The sequence below is a fragment of the Dactylosporangium sp. NPDC049742 genome, assembly GCF_040674675.1.
GTDB classification, from domain to species: domain Bacteria; phylum Actinomycetota; class Actinomycetes; order Mycobacteriales; family Micromonosporaceae; genus Dactylosporangium; species Dactylosporangium maewongense.
The window spans coordinates 1-14,943 of the sequence record NZ_JBFANF010000026.1; the positions used below are offsets into that span (position 1 = coordinate 1).

Sequence of the window (14,943 nt, forward strand, 5' to 3'; positions counted from 1 at the left end):
CCGAGAAAACCGTGAAGAACCACCTGAACCACGTCTTCGCCAAACTCCACGTCCGCAGCCGCACCGAGGCCGTCGTACGGTGGAGCACGCCCGACGACCCGGGTGGCCCCACCCACGGCTGACTGCGGCGCCGCGGCTCCTGATAGGCTCATCGGGCCGTTCTCCTTCGGCTTTCCTGGCTTCTCGCGGTGCAAACGTGAAGGAGGAGCATGGCGGACACGACCTTGTGCACGTTCGCGGAACTGGAGTTTCTCCTCCGCTCCGCCGCCGGCCCACACGGTGAGCGCACCGCCGCGATGGACGGCGTCCGGCGCCGGCTCGCCCTGCAGCCTGAGGCGGCCACCGACATCGTCACCGCTGCCGGGGTCGCGTCGCTGCTGGCCCGCGGCCTGTGCACCGACGAGGGCGGCGATGTAGTGCCGGGCCCGTTGGTCCTGGGCGCGGTCGCGGCCCTGTCGACGCTGCACACGACGACGGAGGCGGCCGGATCGACCGGCGACAAGACCATCGCGATGCACGTGTTCAGCGGCACCGCCGGCCGCGTCGCAACCTACCCGGGGCCGTTCGGACTCTTCGGGATCGAGGTCCTCGACCCGGCCGAGCCCCTCGCGTCGCCGCTGGCCAGGTTCGTCGACCGGTGCACGGCCGGCGAGGGCGAGGCGGCCGTCGCGATCGCGTCGGACGGCGCGGGAGTCGCGATCGCCCGCGACGCCGACGGGACCTGGATGCTGTCGGCGGACGACGGCTCGGGGCCGCTCTCACCGGTCGGGCGGGACGACGTCGTCGCCGCGCTGGTGTCGCGGTTCGGCGGCATCACGGTGCGGGGCGGTGTCTTGTGACGACAGTTCGGGCCGGCGCCGCCAGTGACGTCGGCCGGGTGCGCCAGCGCAACGAGGACAGCGCCCTGGTCGTCGACGGGGTGTATGCCGTCGCCGACGGCATGGGCGGGCACGCCGCCGGCGACATCGCCAGCGAGCTCGCCGTCGTGGCGCTGCGGCGGCTCGCGGACCTGCCGGACCGCACCCCGCAGGACGTGCACGACGAGATCGCCCGCGCCAACGCCGACATCCTCGCCTCCGCCGTCGAGCACCCCGTCCGCACCGGCATGGGCACCACGGTCACCGGCCTCAGCCTCGTGCTCGACGGCGACACCGAGCGCTGGGCGGTGTTCAACGTCGGCGACTCCCGCGTGTACCGCTTCGACGGCGAGGTCCTCACCCAGCTCACCGTCGACCACACCGCACCCCAGAGCGTCACCCGCCGCCGCGGCGTGATCACGCGGGCGCTCGGCACCAGACCCGCACCCCCCGCCGACCTGTGGGTCCTGTCGCCGGTGCCGGGCGAGCGCTTCGTCGTCTGCTCCGACGGCCTGTCCCTGGAGCTGACCGACGACGAGATCGCCGCCGCCCTGCGGGCCGAACCGGTCGCCCAGGACGCCGCCGACCTCCTCGTGCACCGGGCCGTCCTCGCCGGCGGCCGCGACAACGTCACCGTCGTCGTCGTGGACCACCTCGCGACCGGTCCGGACGCCGGCCCGCGCACCCGTGGCGCCCACGCCGCCCCCGAGGACGAGGACACCGACCCGGGCCTCATCACCTATCTCGGCCTGGACACCGACCCGCTCGGCATCCCCACGCGCCCCTGACCGTCCGCCGCGGCGGGCGGCCTGGCACCATCGGGCGATGCATCTCGGCATCGATGTCGGCACCGGCAGCACGGTCGCCGTCCTCAAGGACGCCGCCGGGCGGGTGACGCCGCTGCTGTTCGACGGGTCGCCGCTGCTGCCGTCGGCGGTGCACCTCGACGTGGCCGACGGGGTGCTGGCGGTCGGCGCCGCCGCGCTCCGGGGCGGGGCCGGGGATCCTGAGCGGTTCGAGCCGCATCCGAAGTCGCACGCCGACGCGGAGAGCGTGCCGCTCGGCGGGGTGGACGTCCCGGTCGTGCACCTGTTCGCCGCGATCCTGTGGGCCGTGCACGCCGAGGCGCTGCGGGTCACCGGCGGGGCCGCGCTGCAGGAGGTCGCCCTCACCCACCCCGCGTCCTGGGGCGCCCACGCCCGCGGCGCGCTGCTGACCGCCGCGTCCATGGCGGGGTTGCCGGCCGTCAGGCTCGTGCCGTCACCGGTCGCGCTCGCCGGCACCCTCGCCGCGCGGGTGCCGGTCACGTCAGGGCGGAGTTTCGTCACGTACGAGCTGGGCGCCGCCACCTTCGAGACCGCCGTCGTCCAACCCTCCGCCGACGGCCCACGGATCGTCGCCTCCGCGGGCCTGGCGGGCGCCGGCGGCCTGGACCTCGACGCGGCGATCGCCGCCCACCTGCGCGCGGCGGCCCCGGGCGGCGGCTCCGGCGCCTGGCGTGGGCTCCTGGAGCAGGCGCGGCGCGCGAAGGAGATCCTGGCCACGGGCGTGCCCGTCACCGTCCGCGTCGCCGCCGGGGTCGACGTGACCCTGACCCCGGCCGACCTGGAGCGGATCGCGACGCCCCTGCTGCGCCCCACCGCCGAGCTGACCCTGCGCACCATGCGGGCCGCCGGCGTCGACGAGACGTCGGTCGAAGGCGTGTACCTGGCCGGCGGCGCCACCCTGCTGCCGCTGGTCGCGACCCTGCTCCACCGCGTCACCGGCATCGAGCCGGTCGCCGCCGAGCACCCGAAGCTCGCCGCGGCCGAGGGCAGCCTGGCGGTCCTGAGCGGGTTCCCCCGGCAGGCGGCCGCCCCCGCCGCCGCGCAGCCGGCGCCGAGACGGCCGGACGGCGACGGCGCGCACCTGTGGAGCTGGCTGCCGGCCTCCCGGACGCCGGTGCCCGGCGACGTGTGGCGGGACGCGCCGTTCCACCCGCTGCACGTCGGCCTGCCCTCCGGGAGCGGCTGGACGATCCGCGCCCGCTTCACCGAACCCGAGCGGACCGTGTTCCTCGCCCGGGCCGGCGGCCCGCTGCTGTTCCGCAGCGTCGAAGGGCTCACGGAGTACCTGCTGGACGACGACACCCACGAGCTCGCCGCCGTCCCGGGCTGGGACGCCGCCCGCGAGCGGTTCGTGACGCTCGTCAGCTACCCCGGCGACGAGGACCTGATCGACCTGGACCTGGTGCAGTACAACCTCAGCCACCCGCCGCAGCAGTGGCTGCCCGACCTGCTGATCGGCGCCCGGGACCTGGCCGTCGAGCTGGCCGAGGAGTTCGACCTGCACGACGTCAGCGCCCTCCTTGCCCCCGGCACGCTCCTCGACACCGTCGACGACCTGCTCCGCGCCGCCGACCAGCCCTTCGCCGCCCGCTCCAGCCGGCGGCGGCTCGCCACCATCGACGCCGACACGGTCCGCTCCACCTGGCACGCCATCGCCACCCGCCTGGACGGCGTCGCCGCCTGGTCCGACTGACCGCGAGGGCTCACGGCAGCCGCAGCCCGTACCGGTCGGCGGGATGGACCTCCTCCGCGGCGCCGGTGCGCACGACCAGCACCGGCACCCCTTCCGGCAGGTCGAAGCGCTCCCGCTCGCGCCGCGTCGGCATCCGGGCCGACACGACCCCGCCGGGCGGCACGTCGAGCACGTCGTCGGGGATGCCCAGCGGCCCGCGCGTGGCCCGGCCCGCGACCGGACCGACCCGGATCGACTTGTCCGGGGCCAGGAACAGCAGCCCCTCCCGCCGGAGGACGGCGATGCCCTTCAACGCCGTGTCCCGGCCGACGCCGTGCTCGTGGGCGAGCGCACCGGCACTCGGGATCAGCGACCCCGGGCGCAGCGTCCCGGCCATGATCTGGGCCCGGAGTGCGTCGGCGACCAGCTCGTACCGTGGCGGCATGCGCTGACTGTAGCCACTAGGCCACAGGTGGGGGAAGCGTCAGTTCGCGACGGCACCAGGGCACGTCGGGGACGCGTCAGTTCGCGGCGGCACCCAGGGCACGTTGGGGAGGCGTCAGTTCGCGGCGGCGCCCAGGGCACGTTGGGGAGGCGTCAGTTCGCGGCGGCACCGAGGGCGCGCAGCGCGAAGTCGGTGACCTGGCCGGCGGCGGCTTCGGCGGCCTCGGGCGACGGGCTGGCGGCCATCCGCTCCTGGAACGCCGCGGACAGCGCCGCCGTGATCGTCCGGGCGTCCGCCTCGGGGTCGGCCCACGGCAGCGACCCGTCCACGCGCCCCCGCTCCAGGATCGCGGCGATCGCGCACCGGTGCGCGCCGAGCTGGCGCGCCCGCTCCGCCGCATAGCCGGCGGTGCCCATCAGCTCGCCGCACGACATGACGAGGACGCCTCGCCGGCGCCGGCTGTCGGCGGTCAGCGACAGGAACCCGCAGATCCACGCCCGCAACGCGTCCGGCGGCGTGGCGGCGGAGTCCGCGGCCGCGGTCAGCTCCGCGTGGACCCGGTCGCTGTCGCGGCGGAACATCGCCAGCAGCAGCGCGTCCTTGGAGCCGAAGTGCCGGTAGAACGCCCTGGTGGACAGGCCTGCGGCGGTGAGGACACCGGTGACGGAGAGGCCTTCGCCGCCGGCGTCGACCAGGCAGCGGTGCGCGGCCTCGATGATCCGCGAACGCTCGCCGGTGTCTGCGGTCACGGACATCAGCCCATGGTATCGCCTGCGCCACGGCGCGATCCGGTCATCGTGCGGTGAACGCGCCATCGGTCCGTGTCACTGGATTACGCTGCGCCTCGTGAACCCGTATTTCGTCTGGGAGGACCGCGCCGGGGACGACTGGCGGCCGTTCACCGACCTGCTCGCCCCGGCCGTCGCGGCGGAGCGGGTCGGGGTGGCGCGCGAGACGCTCCTGACGATGTTCGGGCTCGACCCGGCGGTGGTGCCGGTGCGGGTCGTCGCGTCGGTGACGTTCCTCGGTGTCGCGTCGCGGCTGCTCGCCCCGCCGCTGCTCGCCCCCCGCTATCCGGATCCGGGGCAGCTGTTCTGGAAGCCCGTGCCCGCCGGGCCATGGCCGATCGCGTGCACCGCCGCCCCGGCCGACGGGCCGCTGACGCGCGACGCCTTCCGCGAGCGGATCCTGCTGGGGCTGGTCGCGCCGTTGCTGGAGGTGTTCCGGGCCGAGTTCCGGCTGTCGCCGAAGGTCCTGTGGGGCAACGTCAGCTCGGCCCTCGCCGGCGCCGCCGGCCAGCTCGACGACCCCGCGGTCTGGGCGATGGTCGCCGAGCTGCTGACCGCCGGCCCGCTTGCCGGCACCGCCGACCTGCACGGCCGCGCGCTGCGCCGGCGCAACTGCTGCCTGTACTACCGCATCCCCGGCGGCGGCACCTGCGGCGACTGCGTCCTGCGACGGCCCTGAACCCGGCTCGGTCCTCTCAGCAGGTGGCCGTCGTGGTCGGCGCCGGCTCAGTCCTTGGCGGCCGTGCCCAGCAGGCGGCCGTCGTGGTCTTCGCGGTCGGGCCGGCTCAGTCCTTGGCGGCGGTGCCCAGCAGGTGGCCGTCGTGGTCTTCGCGGTCGGGCCGGCTCAGTCCTTGGCGGCGGTGCCCAGCAGGTGGCCGTCGTGGTCGGAGACGGTGACCTTGTCGACGTTGGGCAGCTGGATCGAGCTGGCGCCCGTCACGCGGGCCGAGGCCGACGTGGTGCGGCCCCAGCACGCGGCCTGCTCCTCCTGGCCGCCGCGGCCCACGACCCGCAGCACGAACGGTCCCTCGCCGGGCAGGCCGGTCAGCTCCAGGGCCACCGACACGCCCCACTGCCGCGGTGTCAGCGTCGCCCGGCCCGACATGGCGCTGCCCGCGGCCGCGACGAACTGGACCACCGTCCCGGCGGCGGGCGACGGTGACGAGGACGGCTGCGTCGACAGCTGGGTCACCGACTGCGGGACCGTCCGTGGTGTCGCCGTCGGTACCGGCGACGACTCCGGCCAAACGGCGAACGCGACGGCTGCCAGCACGACGGCGGCCGTGGCGACCCCCGCGACCAGCCGCGCCCTCCGACGGCGCTCCGGCAGCGCGGCCCGGCGCAGGAACGCGTCGAGGCCGTCGCGGGTCGGGGCCTCCAACGGCGCCGGCACTGGTCCGGCCGGCAGCCGTTGCAGCAGCTCGGGCACGGGGGCGAGCCGGTCGACCTCGGCGCGGCAGCCGGCGCAGCCGCTCAGGTGCGCGTCGACGAGTGCCTGGTCGGCGTCGTCGAGCCCGCCGAGGACGTACCCACCGAGCAACGGACGCACCGCGTCGTGCTCGTCGCTCATCGCAGCACCCCCATCTCCTCGAACACCGCGCGCAGCGCCCGGACCGCATAGTAGGCGCGCGACTTGACGGTCCCCTCGGGCACGGACAGGTGGCGGGCGGTGTCGGCGACGGTCCGCCCGTCGTAGTAGACCGACTCCACCACCTGCCGGTGCTCCACGGACAGCCGGTCGAGCGCGGCGCGGACGAGCCAGCCCTCGACGAGCTCGTCGACGTTGTCGGCGTCGGCGACCGCGGCGATCGCGTCAGGGTCGTCGACGAGCCGGGGCCGCCGCTGGTCGGCCCGCCACGCGTTGCTGACCACGTTGCGGGCGATCGTCAGCAGGTACGCACGCGTGGTGTCCCGGCTGACATCGATCCTCCCGATGTGCTTCCACGCCCGCAGGAGCGTCTCCTGGACGAGGTCCTCGGCACGATGGCGGTCCCGCTCGTACCGTGACACGAAGCCGAGCAGCACACCGTAATGCTCGGTGTACAGCGCGGTCATCAGCTCCTCGTCCCTGGTCAACCGGCTCCCCCTCGTCCGCGCGCGTCCTTGAGAGGTGTACACCACCAAACGGTTGCGGGTTCAACCACCTGCCACCGACGTACTCCGGCGGTGCCGGCCGTCACCACCAGTTGAACGGACTGAGCGCCGCCACCTGATCAGGAGCAATGAGGAGCAGGACACAGCCGCCCAAACAGCACAACATCGCCACCACGACACCCACCGAGACCAGCACCCACGTCACAACCGCCGGCTGATCGTCGCGAGGCGCCTCCACCAGCAACATCCTCCGGCTCACGAACCCGGACCAGTAGCCCTCTGCGCCATGTATCGCCGCCCACTCCCAACCCGCAGGCCGGACCGCGCAAGCGTTACCTCCGGCGTCCAGGGCTGCCCGCACTGGAGCCTCGGCGGCCCAGGATCTCCGGGCCCTCCCGCCGATCCAAACGCAGGCAGGCCGGGCATGTTGACTTTGTTGACTCGGAAGGGGCAACTGGTTCAAATCCACTATCGCCCACCAGCTCAGAGGCCATGTCGAGCGATCGACGTGGCCTCTTTTGCTTGGCGGATGACCAAGTGGGTGACATAGCCCACGTTGCGTCGACATAGATCACCCGTGGGGGTGGCGGCAACGCGAAAACTGGTTAGGTTGACACCCGAAGAAGCTCGCTGAAGCCCGCGCCAGGCAGGCAAAGAAGACCGACGAGGCTGCCGGATACCGGCAGCGAGCGGCAAAGAGTTCGTCTGCTTCCTCGCATAATTCGTATCTGCGGCAAGCGGACTCGGCTGAAAATGCCGCTCTTGCCGAGGGCAAGAAGGTGGCCGACGAGAGCAAGCGTGTCGCGGAGTGCTCCAAGAAAGAGGCCGCGCTCAACAATGATTTGAACGCTGCACTGACGCGCGAGGCTGCGGCAGCCGAGCGGGACCGAAAGCGTAGGGAGGCGGCCGAAAAGCAGAACCGTCAGCGTGAGGCGGACGCGCTGAAGAGGCGCTATGAACAGCAATTGCGCGCGGAACGCAACAAGACGGCAGCCATGATCTCAGCTAGTGAGGGCAGAATGTCGGCGGAGATAAGCAGGCTTCGGCCCCCGCAGGTGGAACCACTTCGCATCCTGTACCTGACAGCAGCCTCGCGGGGAGACCTCCGTGTTGATGAGGAGATTCGCCGCGTCAAGGCAGGTGTGCAGGCAGCAACCCACCGGGACCTGGTGCAGATTGAGCATCTGCCCGCAGCTACCCCATCAGACTTGTTGGACGGCTTGTCCCGTTTCAGACCACACGTTGTTCACTTCTCGGGTCACTCGAACGAGACGGTGTTGGTCTTCGACACGGGGAGCGACGCACCCAACCCCGGTCAGCACATCACTGCCCAGGCCTTTGCTCGGGCGATGAGCGCAGTCGACCTACCGCCAACGCTTGTCGTTCTCAATTCCTGCAAGTCGGAGGCCCAACTCGCTGGGCTCCTCGATGCCGTGCCGATCGCTATCGGCATGAGCAGCAGCGTTAAGGACGGCGATGCGATGACTTTTGCTACGCGGTTCTATACGGCGGTCGCAGACGGTCAATCCGTCAATAGTGCCTACCTCATGGCCAAGGTCCAGATGGAATTCAACGGTCTGACCGGCGCGGATTTGCCCGCCCTGACGAACGCCGACGGGATTGATCCGGCAGAGGTGAAGCTTGTCATCCCGCCGGCTGGTGGCACACCTTCAGTAGACCAATTGGCATAAGCGGTGCTGTCCAGACGCATGCACTGGACGGCACTCCTGGAGGTAGCCCGACGTAGGTTCCGTTTGCTACGTATCGGCGAAGATCCGATCCATCGCCGTCGCCCCGTCGAGCAGCATGGGACGTTCTCTGCGTCCAGCCCGGCAGTCCTTGCCGCGGTCCGGGAGCCTCGGCGGATGTTCGCGGCGTCAAGCGTGGCGCTGCTGGCCGTAGCGAAGACGAGATCACTCTCCTCCAACTCCCGACCGACCTTGGCGCGTGCCTTCTCCTGCCGTTCTCGACCGTCACACCTGTATGGACGGTGGCAGCGGCGGGTCGGCGTCGGGCTGGCCGTCGAGGTCGACGTGCGACCACGTGAGCGCCCGCAGTTTCCCCGTCCGCGCTCCGGTCGGCAGCGACACGACGATGTATGCGTGCAGCTGGGCGCCGTCGGCGCGACCTGCATCGCCACCTCGATCGCCGCGGTCGCGTCGGGGCGGTGGGCTGGCCGCTACCCGCCGGCTGGTGGGTTGATCAAAAAGCGGATCCGGTCGTGGTGGTGACCGGATCCGCTGTTCGATCAAGCGGGGGTGGTGTTGTCAGGAGGTTCGGGAGCGGCGGAGGGACAGGATGGCGACGACCAGGCCGGCCAGGCCGAAGACGAGGCCAGCGATGCCCAGGCCGATGGCCGTACCCTCGCTGCCGCTGTCGCCGTCATCGTCCTTTGCGGCGACCGAAGCGGCAGGTGCGGCGGATGCGGTGGCGTCGGTCTTCTTGGTGAGCTTGAGGACGGGGGCGGGGTGTTCGGCCTCGGCGCCGGCGGCGGGTTCGTCGATCCAGCGGACGATTTCGCCGGTGGAGTAGGTCTGGAGGGCCTTGAAGACGATCTGGTCGGTGGTGGGCAGGGGGCCGAGTGAGACGTCGAACTCCTGGAACTGGTGTGGCTTGATCTCCGCGCCGGCTGATGCGGTCCAGGTGATTTTGGAGACGGCGTCGGTGAGCTCGCCGTCGTCGGTCTTGATCGGTGTGGCGAGTTTGCTGGTCTCGGCGACGGCGGTCCAGCCCTGGATCGGTTTGAGTGACACCGATGCGATCGGCTTGTCGGTGGGCAGCGCGATCTCGAGTTTGGTGGTGGAGGCGTCGTCGCGCTCGTTCGGCACCCGGAACGTCACCTTGGTGTAGCCGCCCTGCGTGGCGGTGTTGGGGTTGACGGTGACGTGAGCGGAGGCGGCGGCGGGGAAGGCGAGTGCAGCGGCGGCGGCCGCGGCGACGGCGACACCCGCGCGGACCACGTGGGTCAGGCGCATGATGCGGGCTGTCCTCTCGGGCAGGAACGACAAGGTCAACCGGGTAGTCGCCCCGGACCACCGGAAAGTTCCCCGCGGTTCTACGCTAAATCCGCCGGGTCGGCGTACGCCGTGCCGAGCGCCGTGACGGCGAAGAGGCCGATCGCCAGGACGTGCACCGCCGTGCACCACAGGCAGATCGCGTCGAGGGTGAAGAGTTCCGCGTAGACGAGCCAGACGACGAACAGCACGCCGACGCCGGTACAGACGAGGCGGGCGAGCCGCACGTCCCGCCGGGGTGTCCGCCACAGGGCCGACAGGGCCAGCATGGCAACGAAGTACAGCAGACCCAGCACCGCCACGGGGATGCCGAGCACCGCGGACTGCTCGCTGGTGGTGACCTTCAGACAGTTGAGCGCTCCCGTGTCCGGGCAGGCGAGGGTCGTCGACGACGTGAAGTGCTCATACGTCAGATACGCGGACACGGCCAGGCCGAGCACGGACAGCACCAGCGAAACGGGCGGCACCCACCGCTGCACCAGCGGGTCGGTGGTGGTCTCGGTCATGCTCAGACCTTTCCCTGGAAGGCGGTCACGGCCTGGGAGGTGCAGACGTTCGCCGGTTTGCCGCCGGTCACCTTGCACAGCACGGCGGTGATCGCGTTGGCGTTGCCGTTGACCGCCTTCGCGATCTCGCTGTTGGGGTCGGACAGCGCCTTGGTCACCTGCTCGGCGGTCATGCCGGCGAGCAGGTCCGGGCTGAACGTCGAGCCGGAGGTGATCGCCTGGTTGGCGTAGTCGACGAACGGGATCGATCCGGCGGACTTCGCGTCCACGTACGGCGGGGCGTTGAACTTCTGCACCAGCTGCGCCTGCTGGGGGGTCAGCTGGTCCAGCGGCGTGTACGAGCCGCCCTTGCGGGTCCTGCCGCTGGTCTCGACACCCTGGAAGGTGAGCACGTCGCTGGTGTACGTGCTGCCGTGGAACGACACCGTCGGCGTGTCGGGGTACACGTCGTCGGACGCCGAAGCGGTGATCGTCAGGCCGCTGAACGTCCCGAACCGGGACAGCGCCACGACCACCGGCCAGCGCTGCGCGGCGCAGAACGGGCAGTACTCGGCGCCGACATACAGCACCAGGGGCTTGCCGCCCTCGGTGAGCACCGGCTGGCCGGTGACCGGCTTCGGCAGGATCTCGGCGGATCCGACGCCGACCTGGTCGAGGACCGCGGGCGGCACCGACGTCAACGCCGCGACGATCGCGGCGGCCGCCTCGCCGGTGGGGAAGGCCGGCGTGGGCTTGGTCTCGGGCCCGCCGGCGCCGCCGAGCTTGGCCACGATCATGACCGCGAACACGACCAGGACGGCGGTGATCGCGGCCGTCGCCTTGCGCATCCTGCCCCGCCTGGCGGTCGCCCGCTCCTGGATCAGTCGCATCCGTCGCGCGTATTCGCGCGAGTCCCGCTGGCGCTTCGACACGCGCAACCCCCCACTCGTCTGCTTATTAGTCGTAACGGACCCGCCCGTTGGTTCCCTCCGTGGCTGAATTTAGGCAGACGCGCGTCCGTCGCACTGGGTCGACGCTCCCGCCACGCCGGGTACAGCGGCAGATCTTGCGCGGGCCGGTGCGGCGGTGCAATGTGGCATGTCGGCACCTGGACACGGACGCGAGGGGCTAAACGACCATGCAGCGACGACATCTTCTGACAGCGGCGGCGAGCGGCGCGGTCGCCGGCGCCGCGGGCCTGGCCGGCACCGCGGCGGCCGCCGAGAGCGGGGGCCCAGCGTTGAAGCCCGGAAAGACCCGGCTGATCAGCCTGTCGCACGTCAACGACCCGGCGACGACCAACATCTACCCCGGCGACCCGGCGTTCGAGCTGGAGACCATCGCCACCATCGAGAACGAGGGCTACTACCTGCAGTACGTCCGCGAGGGCGAGGCGACCGGCACGCACTGGGGCGCGCCCGGGCACTTCAACGCCGGCGAGCCCCTGGCGGACGACCTCGACCCCAACGACCTGTTCCTGCCCGCGGTCAAGATCGACGTGCGGGACAAGTGCGCCCGCAACGCCGACTACGCGCTGACGGTCGACGACGTGAAGCAGTGGGAGCGCCGGCACGGCCGCATCCCCGACGAGTCGATGATCATCATGTGGACCGGCTGGGAGTACAAGTGGGGGACCGACGCGTTCCCGAACCTCGACGCCGACGGGGTCCTGCACCAGCCGGGCTTCGCACCCGAGACGGTCCAGTGGTTCATCGACACCGGCCGGATCGGGCGCAACGGCGGCACCGGCATCGACACGTTCGGCCCCGACCTGGGCACCGACCCCGACTTCAGGGCGTCGCTGCTGGTGTACCGGCGGCACCGCATCAGCCTGGAGATCCTGGCGAACCTGGCCAAGTTCCCGGCGACCGGCGGGTCGATCCTGTGCGGCGGCTTCATCAACGCGAAGGGCTCCGGGTCGACCGCGCTCATCTACGGCGTCCTTCCTCACTAAAGTCGCGCCTCCGGGTGCCGATGCGGTGCGTGTGGAAGGCATCACCGGCATCGCCACCCGGATGGCAGAGATCCGTTCGCAGCTCGCCGCCCTGTCCCCGCCTCCTCCTGCCGTACCTGAGTCGTCCTTCGCCTCCGCGTTGTCGGCGGCGACGTCGTTGCAGGACCGCTACGAGAACGGCCGCATCCCCGTCACGGCGCTCGCCGAGGTCGGCTCGACCGGGCACCGCCTCGCCGCCCCGGCCGCGGCCGCCCTCGAGAGCCTCCTGCGCGCGGCGCAGCGCGACGGCGTGAAGATCGGGATCACCGACTCGTACCGCGGCTTTGACGAGCAGGTCGACCTCGCCCGCCGCAAGGGCCTCTACTCCCAGGGCGGCCTGGCCGCGAAGCCCGGCACCAGCGACCACGGCTGGGGCCTCGCCGTCGACCTGGACCTCGACGCCAAGGCGCAGGCCTGGATGCGGGCCAACGGCGGCCGTTTCGGCTTCACCGAGAACACGCCCCGCGAGCCGTGGCACTGGAAGTTCACCGCCTGAAGTTGTCGTACCCGGCGGCTACGCTGCCGGGCATGGTGTTGTCGTTGCTGCTCACCGCGCATCTCGGCCTGGCCGCCATGTGGTGCGGCTCGATGGGCTACAGCCTGCTGGTCGTCCAGCCGAAGCTGGCCCGCGCCGGGCTCGGCGACGACCAGCTGGAGGAGCTGCTGACGCTGCTCGCACAGGGCAACCGCTGGAAGGTCGTCCCGATCGTCACCGCCCTGCTGGCCACGGCCGCCGCGATCCTCACACTGACGGGCAGTGCCGTCTTCGTCGCGGTTTTGCTCTTGTACGCCGCGGCCGCCGCCGTGTTCGCCGACGTGTCCTGGCGGCACTGGCCGACCCGGGTGTTCGCGCTGCCCGCCGAGCGTCCCGGTCTGCGCCGCGCTCTCCGCTTACGCGCCTGGACGATGCTGGTCCTGGTCGGCGCGGCCTTCACCACCGCACTGTGGACGGCGTCGTGGTCCTGGGCGGGTGCGTCCTGACCCCGTCGGCGGTCGTGGGTGAGCCACCGGTTGCAGCTCGACGGAGCCGTTGCCTATCGACGGGGCCGTGGCCCTCGTCGGCGATGATCAGTGAGGCCGGGCCGTGCGGCGATCGGGGTCCGGGTCGTGTGTAGCCACGTTCATCGGCGCGCTGCTGGCCACGGATGCTGTGATCCTTGCTCTGACGGGCGGTGCTGTCTTCGTCGCGGTTTTGCTCTTGTACGGCGCGGCAGCCGCAACCGCCGTGTTCGCCGACGTGTCCTGGCGGCACCGGCCGCCCCGGCCTTTCACCGGCCGGCGTAGGTCTGGGCGGGTGCGCCCTGAGCCCGGTCAGCGGTCGTGGGTGAGCCACCGGTTCAGCTCGACGGGACCGTGGCCTTCGTCGGCGATGATCAGTGGGCCCGGCCCATGCGGCGATCGGGGTCCGGGTCGTGTGTTGCGATGATCATCGGTGCGCTGTTGGCCGCGGACGCTGTGATTCTTGCCCTCCTGCCGGGCGCTGCTGTCTCCGTCGTGGTGTTTGCTCTTGTACGGTGTGGCCGCCGCCGTGTTCGTCGGCCTGTCCTGGTCGGCGCGGCCTTCGCCTTCGCGCTGTGGACGGCGTCGTGGGCCTGGGCGGGTGCGTCCTGAGCTCGGTCGGCTATGTGTTCCGATCGTCGTTCTGGCGGGTGGTGCTGTGGGCAACGGCCTGGGCCGCCCGCTGTTAGTGTTCGCGGGGCGACCGGCGTCGATGCGTTGGCCGCCCGGCCCGACAGGAGGACCTGATGTATCCGGCACCCGCCGCCCGCCCGAGTTTCGGCTGGAAGCTCCTGCAGAGCTGGTGGGTCCTCATCTCGATCCTGGGGTTCGGCTGCTTCAGCGGCGCGGGCCTGGTCCTCGTCGGCCTGCGCGCCCGGAAGCCGGCGTGGTGGGGCTGCGGCGTCGGGTACCTCCTCATCGGCACCGCCATGGTCGTCCTGTCCGAGAAGGCCACGGTGCCGGACGATCCTTCCAGCGGCGGCGGCTTCGCGGCGCTGTGGCTGGTGCTGTGGGTGGTGTGCGTCGTGCACTCGTTCGTGCTCAACGTGTACTGGCTCCGCTGGCTGGAGCAGCGCCGCGCCGTGGCGGCGTTCGGGTCGCCCGCTGCCTTCGGCTCTCCGGCCGCGTTCGGGTCCCCCGCGGCGTTCGGGTCCCCGGCCGCGTTCGGGTCACCTGCGGCGTTCGGCTCGCCGGTGGGTCCGGCGTCCGCGGTGCCGTACTCCGTGCCGCCGGCCGGCTTCCCTGCCCAGGCGACCCCGCCCGCCGGGTTCAATCCGTACGCGACGCCGGCGGCCGGTTTCCCCGCGCAGGCGACGCCGCCCGCCGGGTTCGGTCCGCAGGCCACGCCGTCGGCCGGCTTTCCGGCCCAGTCCGGCGGGTTCACGTCGCAGCAGTTCACGGTCGACCCGATCCCGTCGACCTCCACCACCCCGTGGCCTGCCCCGACGCCCTGGACGCAGACCGCCGCTTCTGTCGACGTCAACACCGCCGACGCCACGCAGCTCGCCACCCTCGACGACTTCGACCCCGCCCGCGTCGCGTACGTCCTCTCCGAACGCCACCGCCGCGGCGGCTTCACCAGCCTCTCCGAGTTCGCCACGACCGCCCAGCTGTCCCCGCACCAGTTCGACCGCATCCAGCACCGCCTGACGCTCACACCCCCTCGCCGGTACTGATCCGGCGTGTGCCGGCTCCCTCGCACAGCGTGACGCGACTGGATTCGTCGTTGCGCGGGAGGGAGAATGGTGGGGCAGCGCCAATCGGGGGAG

General features: G+C 71.8%; 18 protein-coding genes. 10 read left to right on the top strand and 8 right to left on the bottom strand.

Going from position 1 to position 14,943, the window contains the following annotated elements; genetic code table 11:
• The first annotated feature begins 11 nt into the window (after positions 1-11).
• From AB0J72_RS28615 to AB0J72_RS28630, 4 genes are all read left to right on the top strand, one after another.
• A complete protein-coding gene (locus AB0J72_RS28615; protein ID WP_363404094.1) occupies positions 12-122 on the top strand; it encodes a hypothetical protein in 111 nt (36 codons plus the stop codon).
• An 87-nt stretch (positions 123-209) separates the two neighbouring features.
• Complete coding sequence (locus AB0J72_RS28620) at positions 210-839, top strand: hypothetical protein (protein ID WP_363403852.1); 630 nt, start codon at positions 210-212, stop codon at positions 837-839.
• Positions 836-1,645 (top strand): protein phosphatase 2C domain-containing protein, encoded by an 810-nt coding sequence (locus tag AB0J72_RS28625; protein WP_363403853.1) that lies wholly within the window; start codon positions 836-838, stop codon positions 1,643-1,645. Before AB0J72_RS28620 ends, AB0J72_RS28625 begins: the two co-directional genes overlap by 4 nt.
• Before the next feature lie 37 nt (positions 1,646-1,682).
• Positions 1,683-3,377, top strand: coding sequence for an Hsp70 family protein (locus AB0J72_RS28630; protein ID WP_363403855.1), 1,695 nt, complete (start codon positions 1,683-1,685; stop codon positions 3,375-3,377).
• 10 nt (positions 3,378-3,387) lie between these two features.
• Here the strand turns inward: AB0J72_RS28630 and AB0J72_RS28635 are convergent, their stop codons facing one another.
• Both AB0J72_RS28635 and AB0J72_RS28640 read right to left on the bottom strand, forming a co-directional pair.
• Positions 3,388-3,801: a GntR family transcriptional regulator gene (locus tag AB0J72_RS28635; RefSeq protein ID WP_363403856.1), complete on the bottom strand. Its 414-nt coding sequence runs from the start codon at positions 3,799-3,801 to the stop codon at positions 3,388-3,390.
• A gap of 152 nt (positions 3,802-3,953) precedes the next feature.
• Positions 3,954-4,556, bottom strand: a complete 603-nt coding sequence (locus tag AB0J72_RS28640; protein WP_363403857.1) for a TetR/AcrR family transcriptional regulator — start codon at positions 4,554-4,556, stop codon at positions 3,954-3,956.
• 91 nt (positions 4,557-4,647) lie between these two features.
• Here AB0J72_RS28640 and AB0J72_RS28645 point away from each other — a divergent pair, with 91 nt between their 5' ends.
• A complete protein-coding gene (locus AB0J72_RS28645; protein ID WP_363403859.1) occupies positions 4,648-5,268 on the top strand; it encodes a (2Fe-2S)-binding protein in 621 nt (206 codons plus the stop codon).
• 165 nt (positions 5,269-5,433) lie between these two features.
• Here the strand turns inward: AB0J72_RS28645 and AB0J72_RS28650 are convergent, their stop codons facing one another.
• The 3 genes from AB0J72_RS28650 to AB0J72_RS28660 form a co-directional block, all read right to left on the bottom strand.
• Positions 5,434-6,159 carry a zf-HC2 domain-containing protein gene (locus AB0J72_RS28650; protein WP_363403861.1) on the bottom strand — a complete coding sequence of 242 codons (726 nt, stop codon included), beginning with the start codon at positions 6,157-6,159 and terminating at the stop codon, positions 5,434-5,436.
• Positions 6,156-6,665 (bottom strand): sigma-70 family RNA polymerase sigma factor, encoded by a 510-nt coding sequence (locus AB0J72_RS28655; RefSeq protein WP_344503270.1) that lies wholly within the window; start codon positions 6,663-6,665, stop codon positions 6,156-6,158. The genes AB0J72_RS28650 and AB0J72_RS28655 overlap by 4 nt, the downstream gene beginning before the upstream one ends.
• A 100-nt stretch (positions 6,666-6,765) precedes the next feature.
• A complete protein-coding gene (locus tag AB0J72_RS28660) occupies positions 6,766-6,930 on the bottom strand; it encodes a hypothetical protein (protein ID WP_363403863.1) in 165 nt (54 codons plus the stop codon).
• A 532-nt stretch (positions 6,931-7,462) separates the two neighbouring features.
• On the opposite strand from AB0J72_RS28660, the gene AB0J72_RS28665 reads away from it, so the two are divergent.
• Positions 7,463-8,374, top strand: coding sequence for a CHAT domain-containing protein (locus tag AB0J72_RS28665; protein ID WP_363403865.1), 912 nt, complete (start codon positions 7,463-7,465; stop codon positions 8,372-8,374).
• 576 nt (positions 8,375-8,950) lie between these two features.
• Here the strand turns inward: AB0J72_RS28665 and AB0J72_RS28670 are convergent.
• The 3 genes from AB0J72_RS28670 to AB0J72_RS28680 all read right to left on the bottom strand — a co-directional run bounded on the left by AB0J72_RS28670 (position 8,951) and on the right by AB0J72_RS28680 (position 11,072).
• Positions 8,951-9,658 (bottom strand): YcnI family protein, encoded by a 708-nt coding sequence (locus tag AB0J72_RS28670; RefSeq protein WP_363403867.1) that lies wholly within the window; start codon positions 9,656-9,658, stop codon positions 8,951-8,953.
• An 80-nt stretch (positions 9,659-9,738) separates the two neighbouring features.
• Positions 9,739-10,203 (bottom strand): vitamin K epoxide reductase family protein, encoded by a 465-nt coding sequence (locus AB0J72_RS28675; RefSeq protein ID WP_363403869.1) that lies wholly within the window; start codon positions 10,201-10,203, stop codon positions 9,739-9,741.
• Positions 10,204-10,205: 2 nt separating this feature from the next.
• Positions 10,206-11,072 (bottom strand): DUF929 family protein, encoded by an 867-nt coding sequence (locus AB0J72_RS28680; protein WP_363403871.1) that lies wholly within the window; start codon positions 11,070-11,072, stop codon positions 10,206-10,208.
• A gap of 248 nt (positions 11,073-11,320) precedes the next feature.
• Between AB0J72_RS28680 and AB0J72_RS28685 the strand changes: the two genes are divergently transcribed.
• From AB0J72_RS28685 to AB0J72_RS28700, 4 genes are all read left to right on the top strand, one after another.
• Entirely contained in the window at positions 11,321-12,136 is an 816-nt protein-coding gene (locus tag AB0J72_RS28685; protein WP_363403873.1) for a cyclase family protein, read from the top strand.
• A 61-nt stretch (positions 12,137-12,197) separates the two neighbouring features.
• On the top strand, positions 12,198-12,671 hold the full coding sequence (locus AB0J72_RS28690; RefSeq protein WP_363403875.1) for a M15 family metallopeptidase: 474 nt from the start codon (positions 12,198-12,200) through the stop codon (positions 12,669-12,671).
• Positions 12,672-12,703: 32 nt separating this feature from the next.
• Positions 12,704-13,156 carry a hypothetical protein gene (locus tag AB0J72_RS28695; protein ID WP_363403877.1) on the top strand — a complete coding sequence of 151 codons (453 nt, stop codon included), beginning with the start codon at positions 12,704-12,706 and terminating at the stop codon, positions 13,154-13,156.
• Positions 13,157-13,920: 764 nt separating this feature from the next.
• A complete protein-coding gene (locus AB0J72_RS28700; protein ID WP_363403879.1) occupies positions 13,921-14,850 on the top strand; it encodes a helix-hairpin-helix domain-containing protein in 930 nt (309 codons plus the stop codon).
• Positions 14,851-14,943: the final 93 nt, after the last annotated feature.